This is a genomic window from Flavobacterium akiainvivens, assembly GCF_001278115.1.
Classification (GTDB): domain Bacteria; phylum Bacteroidota; class Bacteroidia; order Flavobacteriales; family Flavobacteriaceae; genus Flavobacterium; species Flavobacterium akiainvivens.
The window spans coordinates 3,855,011-3,872,076 of record NZ_LIYD01000005.1 but is presented as its reverse complement, the minus strand read 5'-3'; the positions used below and the strand labels follow the sequence as shown (position 1 = coordinate 3,872,076).

Here is a 17,066-nt window from a genome sequence, read left to right as displayed (position 1 = left end):
GGGCAGCGGTTATTTAATCTTTATTTTTTAAGACTTAAGCCCCCACAGCTTTACAGTGGCTTTTTTATCGTTACCCGATGTGCCCACCGTTTTATAACGGAACACCACCTTGGTAACCTTACGCTCAGTATCTCCCGGCAGTTTGATTACCTCGCTTTCGCCCGCGCTTTTAATTTCTTTGCCCACGCTAACGCTTTGCTGCGCGCCCTTGTCAAAATAAATATCCAGCGACACCAGGCTTATGGGTGCATCTTCTACACTAAACTTAAGCGAATCAAAACGGTTGTTGCCAATAACCAAAAGCTCATCACTTTCGGTTTTAAAATCAACAGTGGTTTCGGCAATTTTTGTCCACCCCGGTTTATCGGTGGTAACAACTTTTGGCTTTTGCGCCCATGCAGTAGCCTGGGCGGCAACCATAATCAGGATTACAAGTAGCTTCTTCATAATATTGTCATTAGTGGTTTATAAACTATTCACTACTATAAAGTTAGCCCCTGCTACGCTAAAGAAAAGTAAAAGGCCTGCCAATTTTATTATAAAAACGGGCAGGCCAACAATTTGATTATCAAAGGAAAAAATCTAAACCACTACACGGTTAACCAGTTCCTGCTGTGCAGCAAAAGCATCTACATTGGCAAAGGTAGTGGTAGCAATTTGTTCTAACGCCTCACGCGTAAAAAAGCCCTGGTGCGATGTTATAAGCACATTGGGGAATGATATGAGCCTCATAATAAGGTCGTCCTGTATTACATCTTCAGATAAATCCTGAAAAAACAGGCTGCCCTCCTGCTCATATACATCAAGCCCCAGGTAGCCCAGCTGGCGGTCTTTAAGCGCCTCAATAACATCAGGCGTATTAATAAGCCCGCCGCGGCTGGTATTGATGAGCATGGCTCCGGGTTTAAACAGTTTTAGGGTTTCGGCATTAATAAGGTGGCGGGTGCCCTCCATAAGCGGGCAGTGTAACGATACCACATCGGCATCGCGCAGCACATCCTCCAGCGGGGCATAGGTAACACCCAGGGCTTCAAGGGCAGCATCGGGATATACATCATAAGCATAAATATTGCAGCCAAAGCCATTGAGAATGTTGCATACCGCCTTGCCTATATTACCCGTACCTATAATGCCCACCTTGCGGTTGTGCAGGTTAAAGCCCAGCAGGCGCTCCAGCGAAAAATTGCCTTCGCGCACGCGGTTATACGCTTTGTGGGTTTTGCGGTTCAGGGTTAGCATAAGCGCCACGGTGTGTTCCGCCACTGCCTCGGGCGAATAGGCCGGTACGCGCAGCACGGGTATACCCAGGGCATCGGCAGCCTTAATATCTACATTATTAAAGCCCGCGCAACGCAGCACAATAAGCCGCACGCCGTGCTGTTTAATGGCGCTGAGCACTTCGGCATTAACGGTGTCGTTTACAAACACGCATACGGCAGTAAACCCCTGTACCAGGTTGGCCGTTTGCAGGTTTAGCGGAAGCTTGAAAAACGTAAGGTTGTGCCCGGTGTTGTGCTGGGTTAAAAACTCCTCATCATAACTGTAGGTACTAAATACGGCAATGTTCATAGCGTGTAAAATTGTTGGTTTGTTAGCCTAAAGATACAATTTTACTAATGAAGCCCCGCCATTACGGGGGCGCAAAAAGCAATGTGATTTTAACCGGTTTATGATGCCTGCTAACAATCAATAATACAACCTGAAGTCAAGCAGTTTGCACAGTGCATAATGCCGTTCGTGCAGTTCTTCTACAATGCTGCGCAGGTTGTCATCGTCTTCAAAAAGGCTAAAGAATGCCCTATCCAGCCCGCTGCTGGTTAGCCCGCTGTTGGCATCGCCATAGCCCGATACTGCCCTGGCATTGGTTATATCCAGAAAATACTGGGCTTCATCGCTGGTAAGGTCGAGCGCCTTGGCATTGGCAAAATGCAGTATTTTACCCTTTAGCTTGCCTTCAAACAATTCGGCAATTTCCTCAACGCTGTAGTAATAGCCGTTAAGCCTTATGGTATTGGCCTCGCCGGGCATAACCAGGTATATAATTTCGTAGTTCTTAAAATTGTGATCGTCATACAACAGCGCCTGCAGGCTTTCTTCAAGTCCTTCTATGGTATCGCAGGTTTTGTAAATACTGCCTATGCCCTGCTCAAAAGCCAGGCGTTCCAGGTTTTTAACGGTTTCAGTCTCACGCTGATGCTCTACATCATCAACCCCTTCAAGGCAAAAAATAAACTTTTCATCGTCCATATTACAAAGATAAGGCTTAAAGCGCAATAGTGGTGTTAAAGCCGGGCACTACAGGAAATAGTTAACAAGAACCAGGACAAGAGAAAACACATTGAGCAGCACAAAAGCAGTAAGCAGCAGCTTTTGTGCTGAAATACTTTTTCTTACCGGCGCTATTACTGCCCACACCAGCCACAAAAACAAAATCTGGATAAGAATAATTATTAGGTTAAGTATAAAGCGGTTCAGCATAAAAATGGCCAGGTTGCTTTTAAGGGCTTCAAAGTCGTCTTTTGTACCTATCCAAAATATCGTAGTAAATTCAAGCATGGCGATACAAACCAGCAGGTAAAAGGCATACAGGTATTTCATGCTATTACTTTATAACCGTTTCATAATACTTGTATTGTACGGGCTCCATATCAACTGCAGCGTTTCCGGCATACACCTTAAGCGCCAGCGTGCTATTGTCAAGCCACACCATTTCATCAATAGACCATTCGGTCGATTCAAACTCACGGTACAGCCTTAATCCTTTCATGCCTTTAGTCTGCCCAATACTGTATATCATAAACTCACTACGGGTAGTGTAATAGTCTGCATAATCAGGCCCGTCATAAGAAGAATATACCAAAAAGTATTTACCAGAAGGTGACACCGAAAACCCCATCACTCCGGAATCATAAGAAGACGGCACATACATTATCCCGTTGGTTTCATGATCCAGCAGGTAGGCAGAGCAGGCCCCTTCGCCACACCGGCTTATCAGGTGCGAACGTATTTCAGGCACATATTGTATATAGCTGTACGAACTTTCATAACCCCCACCGGCGGGCAGCTCAAACAACGCGTTTTTTGTAGCTACTATAAGCTTTGAGTCTTTCAATACAGGTGCAGGCACTCCCCCGGCATTCTTATTGGCTATAGCAAAAGCCCTTATATCATTAAACTGTTTTCCGGTAATGGGTACAAACTTTAACGGGCCGGTTTTAACAGCTGTAGTATCCGGCCATACTACGGGCAGGGTATCAAAATCACGCCGGGTTTGGGCAAACACGCTGTAAAACGTAAAGAAAACGAGTAGAACTGTATACTTTTTCATGGCTATTTTATCATAACACAAATTAAACAAAAAACCTTTTTACTGTTAAAACAAATCCTGCTATCTTAGTAATACCAACACCACGCCATGACTATAGTAAAAGCCACTCCACAAGATTTTGACACTCTAACTACGCTTACGCTGCAATCTAAAGCCCATTGGGGGTATACCCCACAACAAATGAGTTCCTGGCAGGAAAAGCTTACCATTACCCCCGCCTATATTGATAAGCACGAAGTATACAAACTGGTAACCGGCAACACCATTACCGGTTATTATTCTTATTATTTAGATGATGACTGCGTGCTCGACAATCTTTTTGTATTGCCGGAATATATAGGCAAAGGCTGTGGCCGGCGGCTTATTGAAGATTTTTTAAGCCGGATAAAAAAAGAGGGCGTTACAAAAATAACCGCCGATGCCGACCCAAATGCAGAGGGTTTTTATACTGCTTTCGGGTTTAAAACCATAGGCCACAAGGTTACCCAGATTGAAGGGCGCTTTTTGCCGGTTATGGAATTTGTGCTATGACACCAGCTCAAGCTGCCTGAATACCGGCACCAGTGCCTGGCCTTTTTCGCTTAGCGTATATTCTATATGCAGGGGCTTTTGCTTAATAATGTGCTTATCAAACAGGCCGTTTTCTTCCAGCTCGCGCAGCGCTACAGATATAGATTGTTTACTTGCGCCTTTTAAATCCCTCAGCAGGCCGTTAAAACGCACAGGCCCTGAAACAGCAAATAAAAATATCTGCGGCTTCCATTTGCCCGAAAGCAATTTTAAAAGCCCCTCGGCCGGGCATTCGCTCTTGTTTTGTGTAGTCATATTTTTTTGACTAATTGACCGGCGCGTTTAAATGCACCAACTTTGCAGTAAAGTTACAACAATACATGAGAGCCGCAACCTTTATAGCACTGCTGGCATTTAACCTGGCTTGCCAACCACAAAAAAAAACTATGAGCAACAACAATCCTAACCCCCTACTGTGCGACCCCGAAACCGGCGTGTGCGAAATGCCCCAAACTGCCCCAACGGGTACTGCCGGTATCATCCCTACAACCAAACCCGTTAAAGTTATTTATTATACAGATCCCATTTGTTCTTCCTGCTGGGGTATTGAGCCGCAACTGCGCAAGCTAAAGCTGGAGTATGGCGCTTATATAGATATAGACTACCGCATGGGCGGCCTCCTGCCCGACTGGAGCTACAACAGCGGCGGCATAAGCAAACCCGCCGATGTGGCCCACCATTGGGACGAGGTTAGCCTGTATTATGAAATGCCCATAGATGGCGATGTATGGCTTGAAGATCCGCTTGATTCTTCTTATCCGGCTTGTATTGCCCTTAAGGCGGCACAAATGCAGGATAAGGCAAAGGCCGTTACCTTTATGCGCATACTGCGCGAAAAGCTGTTTTTAGACAAGCAGAATATTGCAAAATGGCCAGCTATAGCACAGGCCGCCACCGAAGCCGGGCTTGATGCACAACAGCTAAAAACTGATTTTGAAGGCCCTGCCAAAAAGCTGTTTGAAGAAGACCTGGCCTATGGCCGCACACTGGGTGTAAGGGGTTTCCCTACGCTTTTCTTTTCAGATGGTAAAGACATAAAAAATACCGTATACGGCTCTAAGCCTTATGAACAGTTTGAGCAGGCGCTGCTGGCTGTATATCCGCAGGCTAAAAAAACCGCTTTTAACAACACTACGCCACTTGCCTTGTTTAATGTATTTCCCTCACTTACCGCTAAAGAATATGCCGTAATACTTGAAACAGGCGTTAACGATGCCAAAACCACCCTTGAAAAAGCCTGTAACGATGGCCTCCTTACAAAGCAAACCATTAAAACGGGTACTATGTACCGTAAGAAGTAAAATCAGGCATTACACAACAATTTGTAACGCATTGTTTTAGATAATTTAAAGCCTCCGCCTTTTGTGGGGGCTTTTTTATTGAGCTGTTGCAACTCTTAAAGCAACGTTAAAGATATGTTTAATTTAAGGCAGTGCATTTATGAGCTTCTTAAATTTGGGTATCCACACTAAAAAATCATAAAACCATGTCAAGCCAAACAGAACTTATTGAAGCGTTACAAAAACAAAAAATTGACGACGCCCGCCAACTTCTTAAAGCCGAAGAAAACATTCCCGGCAACCTGGACAGCTTTAAAAACATACAGTTGTTTGATATTCTGCTGCGCACAAAAGCCTTTGATATTATTAGCCTTTTTGTAGACAAAGGCCTTATTGAAACCGACCTGTATGAGTATGATAACCTGGAAAGGACATTTTTTGACGCCGCTTTCCGAATCCTGCAGGACGATGCCGAATCGGTTGCATTTGTTGAAGAATTGATGCCTAAACTGAGCAGCCTTAACGATGCCGTACGCGATAAAACCCTGCTGAGCTTTGCCTTTGAACAAAAAGCCAACCCTGCCATTATTAAAACCCTGATAGACGGCGGCTGCGATGTAAACACCGTTAACAATGCCGAAAACACCTACCTGCACCAGATTGCCAAAACCTACAACACAAATGCCGAACAGGTTAAACAGTATGCACAGCTGCTTATTGACAACGGTGCCGATGTAAACGCTACTAACATCATAGCCGAAACCCCGCTAATGCTGGCTATTTCTAATCATAAAAAAGAACTTGTGGAGCTACTACTTGAAAACGGTGCGCAGGTAAACGAGCAGGACAAGGAAGGTAAAACAGCGTATTACCAGGTTACCGTAGACCACCAAAGCCTGGAAATGTATGAAATGCTCAAGAAATATGAATCGCCTGATTTCGACAAAAAAACAAGGGATGGCGTAGCATTTTTCTTTGAATATGTTAAGCGCATTAGCGGCAGCTATTCACCTTACCCTGCTACCCTGGTTACAGCAATGATGGAAGATGGCGCCGACCTGCACCAAACCTCAACACATTACGGCGTTGAAAAATCAGTATTTGATATTATGGGCGAAAAGCCTTTTGAGGTGTTTGAGCAGATTGTAAAAACCGGCAACATAGACCCATCTCAAACCGATAACGACGGCAATACACTACTGCACAAGGTAGCGGCTTATAATGTAAATTACGACCAGAATGCCGCCCGCGATACCTATAAAAAAACAAAGCTGCTTTTAGAAATGGGTGCCGATGCAAATGCCACAAACAACCGCGACGAAACGGCCATGATGCTGGCATCTGCCGATAACCTAAAATCTAAAACTGTTGAACTGCTTATGCAGGCCAAATAATACCGCCTCCTTATGTCAATGTCTTTTATTATAGCCTGCGAGTCGGGCAAACGGAAAATAGCCGAAATACTGCTTAAAAACAACGAGGTAGATGTTACCTATACCGATGAGAAAGGCCGCACTGCCCTGCACTATGCCGCCCACAACGGCTACCTTGATATTGTAAAGGGCCTGCTGGAAAAAGGCGCCGATATTAATTATGAAGACCACGCCGGCGAAACCCCGCTGTATTTTGCCTGCCTGCTAAAACAAAAGCAGGTGGCGCTGTACCTTATTGAGCAGGGTGCCAATACCGGCATTAACGACCACAAGGGCAACAGCTTGGTGCACCTTACGGCAAACCTGGGCCAGGCCGATGTTTTGGCAAAACTGCTGGAAAACGGGCTCGACCCCAATGCCGAAAACAAAGAGGCGCAGTCTCCGCTTATGCTGGCAGCCTACTGCGGCTTTAGGGATGTAATACACAAACTGGCCGATGCCGGCGCTAATGTTAATGCAGTAGATAAGTATGGCAATACCGCACTGCTGTTTGCCGTGCAGTCTAAAAACCTGCAGGCGGTGCAGGCTCTTGCAGAAAAAGGTGCCGATGTAAACCACCTTAACCAGCAGGGCGAAAGTGCCTTGCTGCTGGCCTGCTACCAAAACAATAACATGATTATTAAGTTCCTGCTGCAAAACGGTGCCGATGCTAAGGTATCGTCTAACAACGGGCTGGCACCGGTATGGTTTGCCGTAAACAACAACCAGAAAGAAATTGTAAGCCTGTTTCTGGAGTATGGCATTGAAGTTAACTACGCCAAACCACTGGCAGGTAATAACGATGATATGTCTTCTTACCTTGACTGGGTGCTTACCGCCAATGACCTTGCGGCCGACAGTAACTTTAACATCAGCTCCGGGGCGTATGGCGCCGAAAGCCTGTTACACGCCGCCGTTAAAAACGGCCACCTCAGCATGGTGAAGTTATTGGTTGAAAAAGGCGCTGCCCTAAACGCGCAGGACCAAAGCGGCAACACCGCCCTGCATTATGCCGCTGCAGGCGGAAAGAAAGATATTGTAAAATACCTGCTTGAAAAAGATGCCGATGCCACTTTGGTAAACGTAAAAGAGCAAAAAGCCATAGACTACAGCAACGTAAAAGGCTTTAATGAAATCACCGAACTGCTACTGAGCAAAAACCCGGCAAACGCACCCACAATGCAGCCTGTGGCGCAGCCCGTTGCCGCTGAGGCAAACAACGGCATGGGCGATAAAAAGAAAGCCCTCATGGATATTAAAGAACTACTGGATGCGGGCATCCTTACCCAGGATGAATTTAATGTAGAGAAACAAAAAATACTGGCGGGATAAGCAGCCATAGAGTACAAAACAAAAAGCCTCAGCAATTGCTGAGGCTTTTCACTTACTACTAAATATATCCTGACAAACAAGTTGTCAGTGTTTTGTGGTGGCATCAAATAAACGGCAAAAATTGCCGCTGCTTATCTTTATTATCTCAGCCTCTGTAAAGCCGGTTTTAAGCAACGCATCTGTAACAGCATAATAAAACCCTGTCGTCTGCCCTGCCCAGGCAAGGTTAGTGCGCTCACCTATCCTTTCGCCGTTTTTGTTTTCTTCTTTTTTAGGATGGTTATTACCTTCCGATGATGTACCCACATCTTTCCCTTTAGGCTTCTCCGGGCTGCCCTGCTTGCCCCATTGCTCATTTGGCGAATGGTATGCCGGTGTAAGTTTTGTATCGGTGCCTATACACACGTGGTCTATACCCACAACATCTGCCATAGCCCTTATGTTTTGTGCATACTCAAGAGGCGTTTCGGCAAGGTGTGTCCATACACCAATCACCCCACCTGCATTCGCAACAATCTTAGCCTGCTCTTGACTTATCAGCCTTGGCTTCATCATTTTTGCCATAAACGGGTTTTGGCCAAGCTGCGTGTCGAGCCCGGTGTGCGAAATCAATACCGGTTTTGTAGCCACCTTAAGCGCTGCATTAACCATATCATTACTGCCATGTGCAAGGTCTACCAGTATGCCCAGCCTTTCGCATTCTTTAATAACATCGCTGCCCAGCTTTGTAAGGCCACCATATTGTGGCGGGTTGGTATATACATCGCCCAGGGGTTGCAGTGCATCATTATCATGTAGCAGGCCCAGCACCCTAAGCCCGCGGTTATAAGCCTCCTCTACTTTAGCGGCGTCTCCTTCAAGAAAATGGCACCCTTCTACAGATTGTATTACAGCAGGCTTTTGTTCTTTGTGGGCAGCCTCAAGGCCGGCCAGATTAAGCGCCCTCTTTATGTTGTTAAATACAAGCAGCCTGTCCATTGCATCAAGCCCGGCTGTAAAACGGCTGTAAGACTCGCCGGGTGCAAGTGGCTGTTTATAGTCTACGGCAAACGTCATACAAATAGCCGATAACCCTGACTTTTTCATTTCGCCTGCCATATCCTGTGCAGGCCCGGGCAGTTCTGCCTGTACCAGCGGAACATCTATATGGTTGTGGGTATCAATACCCATGCTTTTGGCTACAAGGGCAGTAATTTTAGGGTCGGCACCTTCAAAAGCCCATGAAAATTGGGGATTTAGCAAAACAAGCGCGCCTGCACCTGTAAACCGGGCTACAAATTTTCGGCGCGACCAGTTAGGTTGGGGTAAATGCATAGTGTGTGTTTTTAGGTTAATAACCAAATGTTAGACGCACTATACTGTATATGGTTTAATGGCGGCCAAAACAAAAAGCCTCAGCAATTGCCGAGGCTTTTTCCATTACCTAATAATCTCCGAACCCTGTTTAAAAGTGCGGTATAATAACTAACCCTAATTATTCTGATTCTGTGTACAGGTAGTTTAACACAGCGCCCGGTGCTACGGCTATAGTACCGTTTTGCATGGCAAGCTGCACTACTGCGGTTTTGCGCGGGTCTACCATATTGTTGTTAAAGTGTGTGTGGAAAACATACTGCATATTTCCGGCAGTATCATAAAACAGGTCGCCGTGGCCGGTGCCGGGCTGGCTCAATATATTTCTTGATATAATCGGGCTGTTGTTTTCCTTATCCCAAGGGCCATAAAGGCTGCTTGAAGTGGCATAACCCACAGCATAATCTTTATTTCTGAAATCATTGGCCGAATACAGCATATAATACAAATCGCCCTGCTTAAACACAGTAGGCCCTTCGGTTACAGACCAGCCCACGTTTTCGGTATTTTCCCAGGGCTTGGTAGCCGTAATACACTCAGTAAGCGTTTCAGGCTTTATGGCGCTCAGGTCGGCTTCCATTTCTGCAACAAAAATCTTGTTACCGTTAACCAGCCTTACGTGATACAGGTAAGGTGTACCGTTTTCAAAAAACACAAACGGGTCTATTTGGTTTCCGGTTGAAGGTATTTGCGTGCCGTTGTTTGTAAATGGCCCAAGCGGGCTGTCGGCCTCGGCAATGGCTATTTGCTCATTGGCCGTATACGCCATGTAGAATTTATTATTGTGCTGAAAAATCTGCGGTGCCCAAAAGCCTGTTGTACCATAGCCGTCTCCTTTTTTAAAGGCAAAGCCATCGTGTGCACCAGCCGGGCCTTCCCAGTTTTCAAGGTCGGTTGAGGTGTAAACCAAAAAGCCTTCTCCCTGTATATTGGGGTTATTTTTTGTACCATAAAGGTAGTAAACACCGTTGTGTGCAAAAATGGTTGGGTCGGCCAGCATAGGATTTACACGCGGGGCAAGCGGGTTAGTAACCTGGCCGCCTCCATCATCAGAACCGCCACAGTTAACCATAAACGGTACCACAAGCAGCAATAGCATTTTTTTTAGTTGTTTCATAAAGTAGTGTAAGTTGTCAATTAAGGTTAGTTTCTGTAAACTATTTCGTTTTCGCAAAATAGCCTATTTTAAGCGGAAAGCCATACACGCCGTCATTCCAAAATATGTTCAAATCGTGTCAAACTTTGATTTCAGGCCACAAAAAACAGCCCTTTAACCCAAAATGCAGAAAAATAAGACATTTTGAATTAAGGCAACAGCAACAAATAAGACAATTTGGTTATGGCTTAAGGAGCACCGTGTAGCGGTTAATTTCCGGTTTCTGGCCTTTACGTTTTTTATAGAGCAGTGTAATGGTAATAGCAGCCGCTATGGTTAGCACCCTGAAAATATTTGCTGCCCAGCCACCCAGGGCATTGCTGTTATCGGTAAACAGCCCCCACGAAAGGTTCATAAACGCATGGGTAAAAATGGGCATCCACAGGTTGTAGTTCCATTCGGCATACAGCCATGCAAAAAATATTGCACCAAAAAAGGTAATGGCAAATATGCCTGCCATTTCAATTATGTTGGTACTTTGATACAGGTGGCCCGATGCAAACACCAGCGCCCCTATAAATATGGCCGGTATAAAACCCAGCTTTGTATTTTTAAACACCTGCCCAAACAAAAACCCACGGAAATAAAGCTCTTCAAAAAAACCGGCCACAAGGGTTCCGGCCAGCAGGTTTTCTATATCTATTTCACTCTTGAGGCTAAACACCGCCAGGCCTCCTATAAACATGGGCAGGGTTACCACAAATGCGGCTACAATACCTGTAAGAATGTTTTTGCCAAGCCCCAAGCTGCTGAAAACATTAGGTTTCCGGTTTAAAAAATAAGTAGCTAAAAACACAGGCACCCCCACTATAAAATAGGTTATAATGTAGCTGGTTAGCCCCTGGTTGGTATAGCCGTCAAGCCACACCTTTATGGCGGCAAATTGCTCAAACAGTATATAGTAGGCTACAAAACCTGTTATTACAATAGCCAGTGTGGTTAGTTCTTTCCTGTTTTTCATGGTTTTGGGCTAATAAGCACCAATTTAAAACAAAAAAGCGTTGGTTGGGCCAAACAAAAAGCCCTCTGCTGGTGCAGGGGGCTCTTTATATCTTGCTTTTTGCTATTTCTTAGTGAGCAGGAGCAGTTTCAGCAGCTGGAGTTGCAGCAGGAGCAGCAGTGTCAGCAGTTGGGGCAGCTGTATCAGCAGCTGGAGTAGTAGTTTCTTCAGTTGCAGGAGCAGCAGCAGTATCTACAGCGTCAACAGCAGGTTCAGTTTTCTTTTCGCCACAGCTTGTTAGAGATAGAGCAACAAATGCAGCGCTTAGTACGATTACTTTTTTCATGGTTATTAGTTTTTTAAAGATTATAAATTTGTCAAACTTTATAGTACAAATGTACCGGGTTATGTCAATGCTTTTTTGCAGAACGGGTAAAACCCCCTTTTGACTTGGTAAACATAATTGGAAAAGCATATAAAATTGATTTATTTTACAATACCAATACTATAGTTATGTATCGTTTTACCGGTTTGCTCCTCTTTTTAATGCTTTTTACCACCCTTGGGCTAAGGGCACAAACACCTGTGCAGCAAAAAAAGGAAATGCCCGGCCAGCTGAAAAGCGCCGCCAGCAACCTGGAAAAATCACTGCTGGAAAACGACAACCCTAAAATTGCCCGTAATTATGAGGCACTGGCCGAAGAATATATAGATAAAGACGACCTTAAAAAAGCCAAGCAATATCTTTTAAAAGCCTTAACCATTTATAAGGCTGCAAAAGACGCTACCGCCCCGGCACGCGTGTTGCGCAAAATTGCCCTTGTGCAGGAACAGCTAAACCAGTTGTCTGATGCGCAGCAAAACTTTAAAACCGCCGCAGAGGCATCGGCAAACAGCACGCTTAAAACCATTAACCTCAACGATTATAACCGTTTAAAAAACAACGGCAATACCGAGGCTGAAACAAAATACCTTATTGATAACATTGCCCTGCTAAAAAAGGTTAATAAAGACGAAGTGGCTGTTGCCTACACCCGGCTTGCCAAAGTATACCTTAAGACTACCGATACGCTTAAAGCCATTGAGCAGTACAAACAGGCGCAGGATTATGCAACTGCGCTTCCGGCCAAATCGGTTAAAATGTATGCCGAAACCGCAAGGCTCTACACAGCCCTGAAACAATATCCTGAAGCCATTGAGGCTGAGGCTAAACTTTTGGCCATAGCCAAAAAAACAAACGACACCGAAACACAAATATACCACCTGCGCAGTATGGCAGCTGCCTATTTTAAACTGGAAGACACCCAAAACGGAATTGGCGCACTAAAACAGTCGTATGATATTGCTGCGGCAAACGGAAAAACCTTTGAAGCCCGTGAAAGCATTTGGCTGCTGGCCGATTATTACAAATCGGTACCCGATAGTGTGCAAACGCTGGCCGTGTATGAGGGTTTTCTTAAAAACCTTGATCGCATTATACTTTCAGATAAATCGCTTACCGATGCCAAAACATTCAGGGTAACCGAAGAACGCATACGCCAGCTGGAAAGCGAAAAAACATTAAAAGACGAGCTCATTACACGCAAAAATACCTTTAGCTATTTCCTGTTAGGGTCTATTGTATTGCTGCTGGTATTCCTGGCATTTATTTTTAAAACCCTGCGCTCTATAAAGGCAAAAAATAAAGAAATTGCGCTACAGGCCCTAAGGCGCGAAATGAACCCGCATTTTTTGTTCAACAGCCTCAACAGTGTTAACCAGTTTATTGCTCAGAATAACGAGCTTGAGGCCAATAAGTTCCTTACCTCCTACTCTAACCTGATGCGCAACACCATGGAAAACTCCAATAAAGACTTTGTTACCCTGGGCAAAGAAGTAGAGAACCTAACGCAATACCTTGAGCTGGAACACCTGCGCTTTAAAGATAAATTCCGTTTTGAGATAACGGTAGACCAAAAACTGGATGTTGAAAGCGTGTGGGTGCCCAACATGATTATACAGCCCCACCTTGAAAACGCAATTTGGCACGGCCTTCGCTATAAAGACGAGAAAGGCCTGCTTAAGCTGGATTTTACTCTAAAAGAAAAGAATTTAATTGTAACGGTAGATGACAACGGTATAGGCATAACCAAAAGCAACGAGCTTAAAACCCATAACCAAAAAGCACATACATCGCGCGGCATAACCAATACGCATGAGCGCATGGTACTACTAAACGAGCTGCATAAAACCAGGATGGCCTTTACGGTTAATGAAAAGGAAGCCCCGCAAAGCGGCACCGTTGTTACCATAACCCTGCCCATAAAAGATAAACCATGATTACTAAAATAAAAAGTGTTATTGTAGAAGACGAAGCCGCCGCACGCGATGTGCTGCGCAGTTACCTTACCAAGTATTGCCCGCAGGTAGAAATTGTGGGCGAGGCACACAACAGCCGCGAAGCCGTGCCCCTGCTGCATGAGCTGCAACCCCAGCTGGTATTTCTTGATGTAGAAATGCCTTTTGGCAATGCCTTTGATGTGCTTGAAGCCTGTAGCACCCTTAGCTTTGAAACCATTTTTGTTACCGCGTTTTCTGATTATTCGCTTAAGGCACTGAATAGGAGTGCTGCTTATTACCTGCTGAAACCCATAAGCATTGAAGAGCTTATAACAGCCGTTAATAAGGTACAGCAGCAAATACACAGCAAAGAGCTTTTTAACCGCAACAAGGTAATTGTAGAAAACTTCAGGGAGCCCAAGCCGGAAAAACAGCAGGTTATACTGCCCACTATGGAAGGCTTTGAGGTAGTGCGTATGGACGAAATTGTTCGCCTTAAAGGCAACGGCAATTTTACTGACCTGTATCTTACCAACAGTACTAAAAAAATGGCCTGCCGCTTTTTAAAGTATTTCGACGAAATGCTGCCCCTGCCCTTTTTACGGGTTCATAAATCGCACATGGTTAACCTTAATTTTGTAAAACTGTATAACAAAGGCGGTTATATTACCCTTCAGGATGGCAGCGAGGTTGAGGTGTCGCCTACTTATAAAGAAGAGTTTTTAAAGCACTTTAAATAATTGTAGCTAAATAAAATTCAGCGAGTAAAATTACGCAGATGTAATTCAGTATTGTTTCACGTTAAAGCAATAATGGTTAAACAGCTGTTATAATATATTTATAAAGCCGCTTTTTTCGATATAAAATAACATTTCGCGAAAATTAATTGGGTAAATTAATTAGATTTTATTTAGATTAAATTTAAATAGGATTTATATTTGCCACACCAATTAATAGAAGAAACACCAAATGAGATTTTTACAGCTTGTTTTGCTGCTGGCCTTTTTTCAGGGCTGGTCGCAAACGGCATCAATTAGCGGAACTGTAATTTTTAATGATAATGAAATTGCAACAGGCACTGCCGTGCAAATTTCGGGCAGCCAGAAGTATGCCGTAGCCGATGAAAACGGGCATTATGAAATTACAAATGTGGCTTATGGTACCTATACCCTCGAGGTAACCTCTATGGAGGCACAGCCTAAAACCATACAGGTTGTGGTAAACAAGCCCCGCGTAGAGGTAGCCATTACCATCCAGAAAACCGACCCAAAGTTGCTTGACGAGCTGGTAATGACCAAAAAAACCGAAAAAGCCGAGATACTGAGCAAAGGGTTTTCGGTTAACGTAATTGACACTAAAGAAGCCGCAACCCGCAACCTGCAAACTAACGACCTGCTCGACAGGAGTGTGGGGGTACGCGTTAGGCAAAACGGTGGCCTTGGCGCCAGTGTTGATTACAACCTAAACGGCATGAGCGGCAATTCAGTACGGGTGTTTATAGACGGCATACCCATTAGTACTTATGGTTCATCGTTTAACCTTAACAGTATTCCACCCGCACTTATAGAACGTATAGAAGTATATAAAGGTGTAATACCTGCCCACCTGGCCGATGATGCACTGGGCGGCGCCATAAATGTTATTTTAAAGAAAGGGGCTAAAAATGTGGTTAACGCCTCAGCTTCTTACGGTTCATTCAACACCATACAGTCTAACTTCAACACCACTTTCAGGGCAGAGAAAGGCTTTACCGTAAAGGCATCTGGCTTCTATAACTATTCCGATAATGATTATGAGGTTTGGGGCAAGTTTGTATACAACATATTGCCAAACGGCCGCTATGAATATATAAGGGCAAAACGCTTTAATAATATGTACCGTTCTTATGGCGGCAGGATTGAAGCCGGATATACCGATGTTAAGTGGGCCGATGTGTTTTTACTTGCCTACAACGGTTCGGCTGATTTTAATGAAATACAGCACGGCCAGTTTATGACCAAGCCTTATAAAGGCCGTTTTACCGAGGCTGATGCCCACGCCTTTAGCCTTAACTATGCCAAGAAAGATTTTATAGCAAAAGGGCTCGATTTTAACCTTAACGCTGTGTACAGCCGCAGGAATGAGGTTGTAAACGATACTGTAAAATGGAATTATAACTGGAATGGCCAACCGGCACTTGGGCTGTATGGCGACCCGGTGCTGTCGCCTACAGGGGCACAGCAGGGGGCACCTACCATAAACCACATTACCAGGAATGTATTAAGCGTGCGTGGCGGTTTTAACTACAACATAAACGAGCAGCACAAAATCATATTCAGTAATATGTTTAATACGGTAGACCGCGATGATTATGATGAAATGAAATCAGCCCTGGAAAGAACGTTTCAGCAAACGCGCGACCTGCAAAAAAGCGTGTCATCGCTGGCGTATGAAATGCAGGTTTTAGAGTCAAGCTTAAGGACAAGCCTTTTTGGTAAATACTACTCGCAAAGCCATGAAATGCGTAACCCGGTTATCGTCAATCAAAACGGTCAGCAAACAGTGGTAGAAGATGTAAGCAAAAACACCACTACCACATTTGGCTACGGCTTTGCAGGGTCATATTTTATAACCCCCGAAGTTATGGTACTGGCTTCAGCCGAAAGGGCGGTAAGGATGCCAAGTGATGGCGAAATCTTTGGCAGCCCCGGAGAAAACATTACACCAAACCCGGGTTTGAGGCCCGAAATAAGCGATAACCTTAACCTGGGGTTCAGGCTGGGCACCTACAAAATCAAAAAGCACAATATAACCGTTTCGGCATCGGCATTCTGGAGAAATACATCCGATAAAATTGCCCGCCAGGCAAACGACAGGGTTAACGATGCCATACAAACTGCACCTTTTGTAAACCTGCGCGAATCACAGTCAGTAGGTTTTGAAGCCACACTGGAGTATACTTACAACAACAGGCTGTTTATAACGGCAAATACCTCAAAATTCAATTCGCTTTACAAGCTGAAATATGATAACAATGGCAACATATTGCCTTTTTACAACCAGCAGTTGCCTAACGAGCCGTTTTTTACGGTAAATGCTAATGCACAGTACAACTTTAAAGATATAATACAACGCGAGTCAGAGTTTAACGTGTTTTATAACCTGGGCTATGTAGACCCTTTTTATACGGCATGGCTAAAAATAGACAGTACACGCACACCCGCACAAATGGTACACGACCTGGGGCTTACCTATGCATTTCCGGGTAAAAAGTTTGTGCTGGGCTTTGATGCCCGCAATGTTACAAACAGGCAGGTTTATGATAACTATGCGGTGCAAAAGCCGGGGCGTGCCTTTTATGTAAAGCTGAACTATACCTTCGGCAACTTTTAATTTG

At 44.6% G+C, this 17,066-nt stretch carries 17 protein-coding genes; 7 read left to right on the top strand and 10 right to left on the bottom strand.

Annotated features, from left to right (window positions below; genetic code table 11):
- Positions 1-27: 27 nt before the first annotated feature.
- The 5 genes from AM279_RS17335 to AM279_RS17315 all read right to left on the bottom strand — a co-directional run bounded on the left by AM279_RS17335 (position 28) and on the right by AM279_RS17315 (position 3,328).
- Positions 28-447 (bottom strand): hypothetical protein, encoded by a 420-nt coding sequence (locus AM279_RS17335; protein WP_054409310.1) that lies wholly within the window; start codon positions 445-447, stop codon positions 28-30.
- Positions 448-582: 135 nt separating this feature from the next.
- Entirely contained in the window at positions 583-1,569 is a 987-nt protein-coding gene (locus tag AM279_RS17330; protein WP_054409309.1) for a 2-hydroxyacid dehydrogenase, read from the bottom strand.
- 117 nt (positions 1,570-1,686) lie between these two features.
- Entirely contained in the window at positions 1,687-2,247 is a 561-nt protein-coding gene (locus AM279_RS17325; RefSeq protein WP_054409308.1) for a DUF6642 family protein, read from the bottom strand.
- Between the two features lie 48 nt (positions 2,248-2,295).
- Positions 2,296-2,598, bottom strand: coding sequence for a hypothetical protein (locus AM279_RS17320; protein ID WP_054409307.1), 303 nt, complete (start codon positions 2,596-2,598; stop codon positions 2,296-2,298).
- A 4-nt stretch (positions 2,599-2,602) separates the two neighbouring features.
- Positions 2,603-3,328, bottom strand: coding sequence for a hypothetical protein (locus AM279_RS17315; protein ID WP_054409306.1), 726 nt, complete (start codon positions 3,326-3,328; stop codon positions 2,603-2,605).
- Positions 3,329-3,415: 87 nt separating this feature from the next.
- On the opposite strand from AM279_RS17315, the gene AM279_RS17310 reads away from it, so the two are divergent.
- Complete coding sequence (locus AM279_RS17310) at positions 3,416-3,859, top strand: GNAT family N-acetyltransferase (protein WP_054409305.1); 444 nt, start codon at positions 3,416-3,418, stop codon at positions 3,857-3,859.
- Here AM279_RS17310 and AM279_RS17305 read toward each other — a convergent pair.
- Positions 3,854-4,153, bottom strand: coding sequence for a winged helix-turn-helix transcriptional regulator (locus AM279_RS17305; RefSeq protein WP_054409304.1), 300 nt, complete (start codon positions 4,151-4,153; stop codon positions 3,854-3,856). The genes AM279_RS17310 and AM279_RS17305 overlap by 6 nt on opposite strands.
- 131 nt (positions 4,154-4,284) lie before the next feature.
- Between AM279_RS17305 and AM279_RS17300 the strand changes: the two genes are divergently transcribed.
- The 3 genes from AM279_RS17300 (at position 4,285) to AM279_RS17290 (ending at position 7,922) form a co-directional block, all read left to right on the top strand.
- Positions 4,285-5,199 (top strand): DsbA family protein, encoded by a 915-nt coding sequence (locus tag AM279_RS17300; RefSeq protein ID WP_054410396.1) that lies wholly within the window; start codon positions 4,285-4,287, stop codon positions 5,197-5,199.
- 185 nt (positions 5,200-5,384) lie between these two features.
- The gene (locus tag AM279_RS17295; protein ID WP_054409303.1) at positions 5,385-6,572 is read left to right on the top strand and encodes an ankyrin repeat domain-containing protein; all 1,188 of its coding nucleotides are present in this window, start codon (positions 5,385-5,387) and stop codon (positions 6,570-6,572) included.
- Positions 6,573-6,590: 18 nt separating this feature from the next.
- The gene (locus AM279_RS17290) at positions 6,591-7,922 is read left to right on the top strand and encodes an ankyrin repeat domain-containing protein (protein ID WP_236688528.1); all 1,332 of its coding nucleotides are present in this window, start codon (positions 6,591-6,593) and stop codon (positions 7,920-7,922) included.
- An 84-nt stretch (positions 7,923-8,006) separates the two neighbouring features.
- Here AM279_RS17290 and AM279_RS17285 read toward each other — a convergent pair whose 3' ends face one another.
- The 4 genes from AM279_RS17285 to AM279_RS20835 form a co-directional block, all read right to left on the bottom strand.
- On the bottom strand, positions 8,007-9,236 hold the full coding sequence (locus AM279_RS17285; RefSeq protein WP_054409301.1) for a dipeptidase: 1,230 nt from the start codon (positions 9,234-9,236) through the stop codon (positions 8,007-8,009).
- Positions 9,237-9,396: 160 nt separating this feature from the next.
- Entirely contained in the window at positions 9,397-10,392 is a 996-nt protein-coding gene (locus tag AM279_RS17280; protein WP_054409300.1) for a glycoside hydrolase family 43 protein, read from the bottom strand.
- Between the two features lie 220 nt (positions 10,393-10,612).
- The gene (locus AM279_RS17275; protein WP_054409299.1) at positions 10,613-11,392 is read right to left on the bottom strand and encodes a CPBP family intramembrane glutamic endopeptidase; all 780 of its coding nucleotides are present in this window, start codon (positions 11,390-11,392) and stop codon (positions 10,613-10,615) included.
- A gap of 109 nt (positions 11,393-11,501) precedes the next feature.
- Positions 11,502-11,846: a hypothetical protein gene (locus AM279_RS20835; protein ID WP_177205391.1), complete on the bottom strand. Its 345-nt coding sequence runs from the start codon at positions 11,844-11,846 to the stop codon at positions 11,502-11,504.
- Between the two features lie 38 nt (positions 11,847-11,884).
- Between AM279_RS20835 and AM279_RS17265 the strand changes: the two genes are divergently transcribed.
- The 3 genes from AM279_RS17265 (at position 11,885) to AM279_RS17255 (ending at position 17,062) form a co-directional block, all read left to right on the top strand.
- Entirely contained in the window at positions 11,885-13,690 is a 1,806-nt protein-coding gene (locus AM279_RS17265; RefSeq protein WP_054410392.1) for a tetratricopeptide repeat-containing sensor histidine kinase, read from the top strand.
- Positions 13,687-14,430 carry a LytR/AlgR family response regulator transcription factor gene (locus AM279_RS17260; RefSeq protein WP_054409298.1) on the top strand — a complete coding sequence of 248 codons (744 nt, stop codon included), beginning with the start codon at positions 13,687-13,689 and terminating at the stop codon, positions 14,428-14,430. Before AM279_RS17265 ends, AM279_RS17260 begins: the two co-directional genes overlap by 4 nt.
- Positions 14,431-14,659: 229 nt before the next feature.
- Positions 14,660-17,062, top strand: coding sequence for a TonB-dependent receptor (locus tag AM279_RS17255; RefSeq protein ID WP_054409297.1), 2,403 nt, complete (start codon positions 14,660-14,662; stop codon positions 17,060-17,062).
- Positions 17,063-17,066: the final 4 nt, after the last annotated feature.

Coding starts and splice junctions, on each gene's coding strand:
- AM279_RS17300 (WP_054410396.1), top strand. CDS start 4,285: ATGAGCAACAACAATCCTAACCCCCTACTGTGCGACCCCGAAACCGGC.
- AM279_RS17290 (WP_236688528.1), top strand. CDS start 6,591: ATGTCTTTTATTATAGCCTGCGAGTCGGGCAAACGGAAAATAGCCGAA.
- AM279_RS17275 (WP_054409299.1), bottom strand. CDS start 11,392: ATGAAAAACAGGAAAGAACTAACCACACTGGCTATTGTAATAACAGGT.
- AM279_RS17335 (WP_054409310.1), bottom strand. CDS start 447: ATGAAGAAGCTACTTGTAATCCTGATTATGGTTGCCGCCCAGGCTACT.
- AM279_RS17280 (WP_054409300.1), bottom strand. CDS start 10,392: ATGAAACAACTAAAAAAAATGCTATTGCTGCTTGTGGTACCGTTTATG.
- AM279_RS17310 (WP_054409305.1), top strand. CDS start 3,416: ATGACTATAGTAAAAGCCACTCCACAAGATTTTGACACTCTAACTACG.
- AM279_RS20835 (WP_177205391.1), bottom strand. CDS start 11,846: ATGCTTTTCCAATTATGTTTACCAAGTCAAAAGGGGGTTTTACCCGTT.
- AM279_RS17320 (WP_054409307.1), bottom strand. CDS start 2,598: ATGAAATACCTGTATGCCTTTTACCTGCTGGTTTGTATCGCCATGCTT.
- AM279_RS17260 (WP_054409298.1), top strand. CDS start 13,687: ATGATTACTAAAATAAAAAGTGTTATTGTAGAAGACGAAGCCGCCGCA.
- AM279_RS17255 (WP_054409297.1), top strand. CDS start 14,660: ATGAGATTTTTACAGCTTGTTTTGCTGCTGGCCTTTTTTCAGGGCTGG.
- AM279_RS17315 (WP_054409306.1), bottom strand. CDS start 3,328: ATGAAAAAGTATACAGTTCTACTCGTTTTCTTTACGTTTTACAGCGTG.
- AM279_RS17295 (WP_054409303.1), top strand. CDS start 5,385: ATGTCAAGCCAAACAGAACTTATTGAAGCGTTACAAAAACAAAAAATT.
- AM279_RS17305 (WP_054409304.1), bottom strand. CDS start 4,153: ATGACTACACAAAACAAGAGCGAATGCCCGGCCGAGGGGCTTTTAAAA.
- AM279_RS17265 (WP_054410392.1), top strand. CDS start 11,885: ATGTATCGTTTTACCGGTTTGCTCCTCTTTTTAATGCTTTTTACCACC.
- AM279_RS17285 (WP_054409301.1), bottom strand. CDS start 9,236: ATGCATTTACCCCAACCTAACTGGTCGCGCCGAAAATTTGTAGCCCGG.
- AM279_RS17330 (WP_054409309.1), bottom strand. CDS start 1,569: ATGAACATTGCCGTATTTAGTACCTACAGTTATGATGAGGAGTTTTTA.
- AM279_RS17325 (WP_054409308.1), bottom strand. CDS start 2,247: ATGGACGATGAAAAGTTTATTTTTTGCCTTGAAGGGGTTGATGATGTA.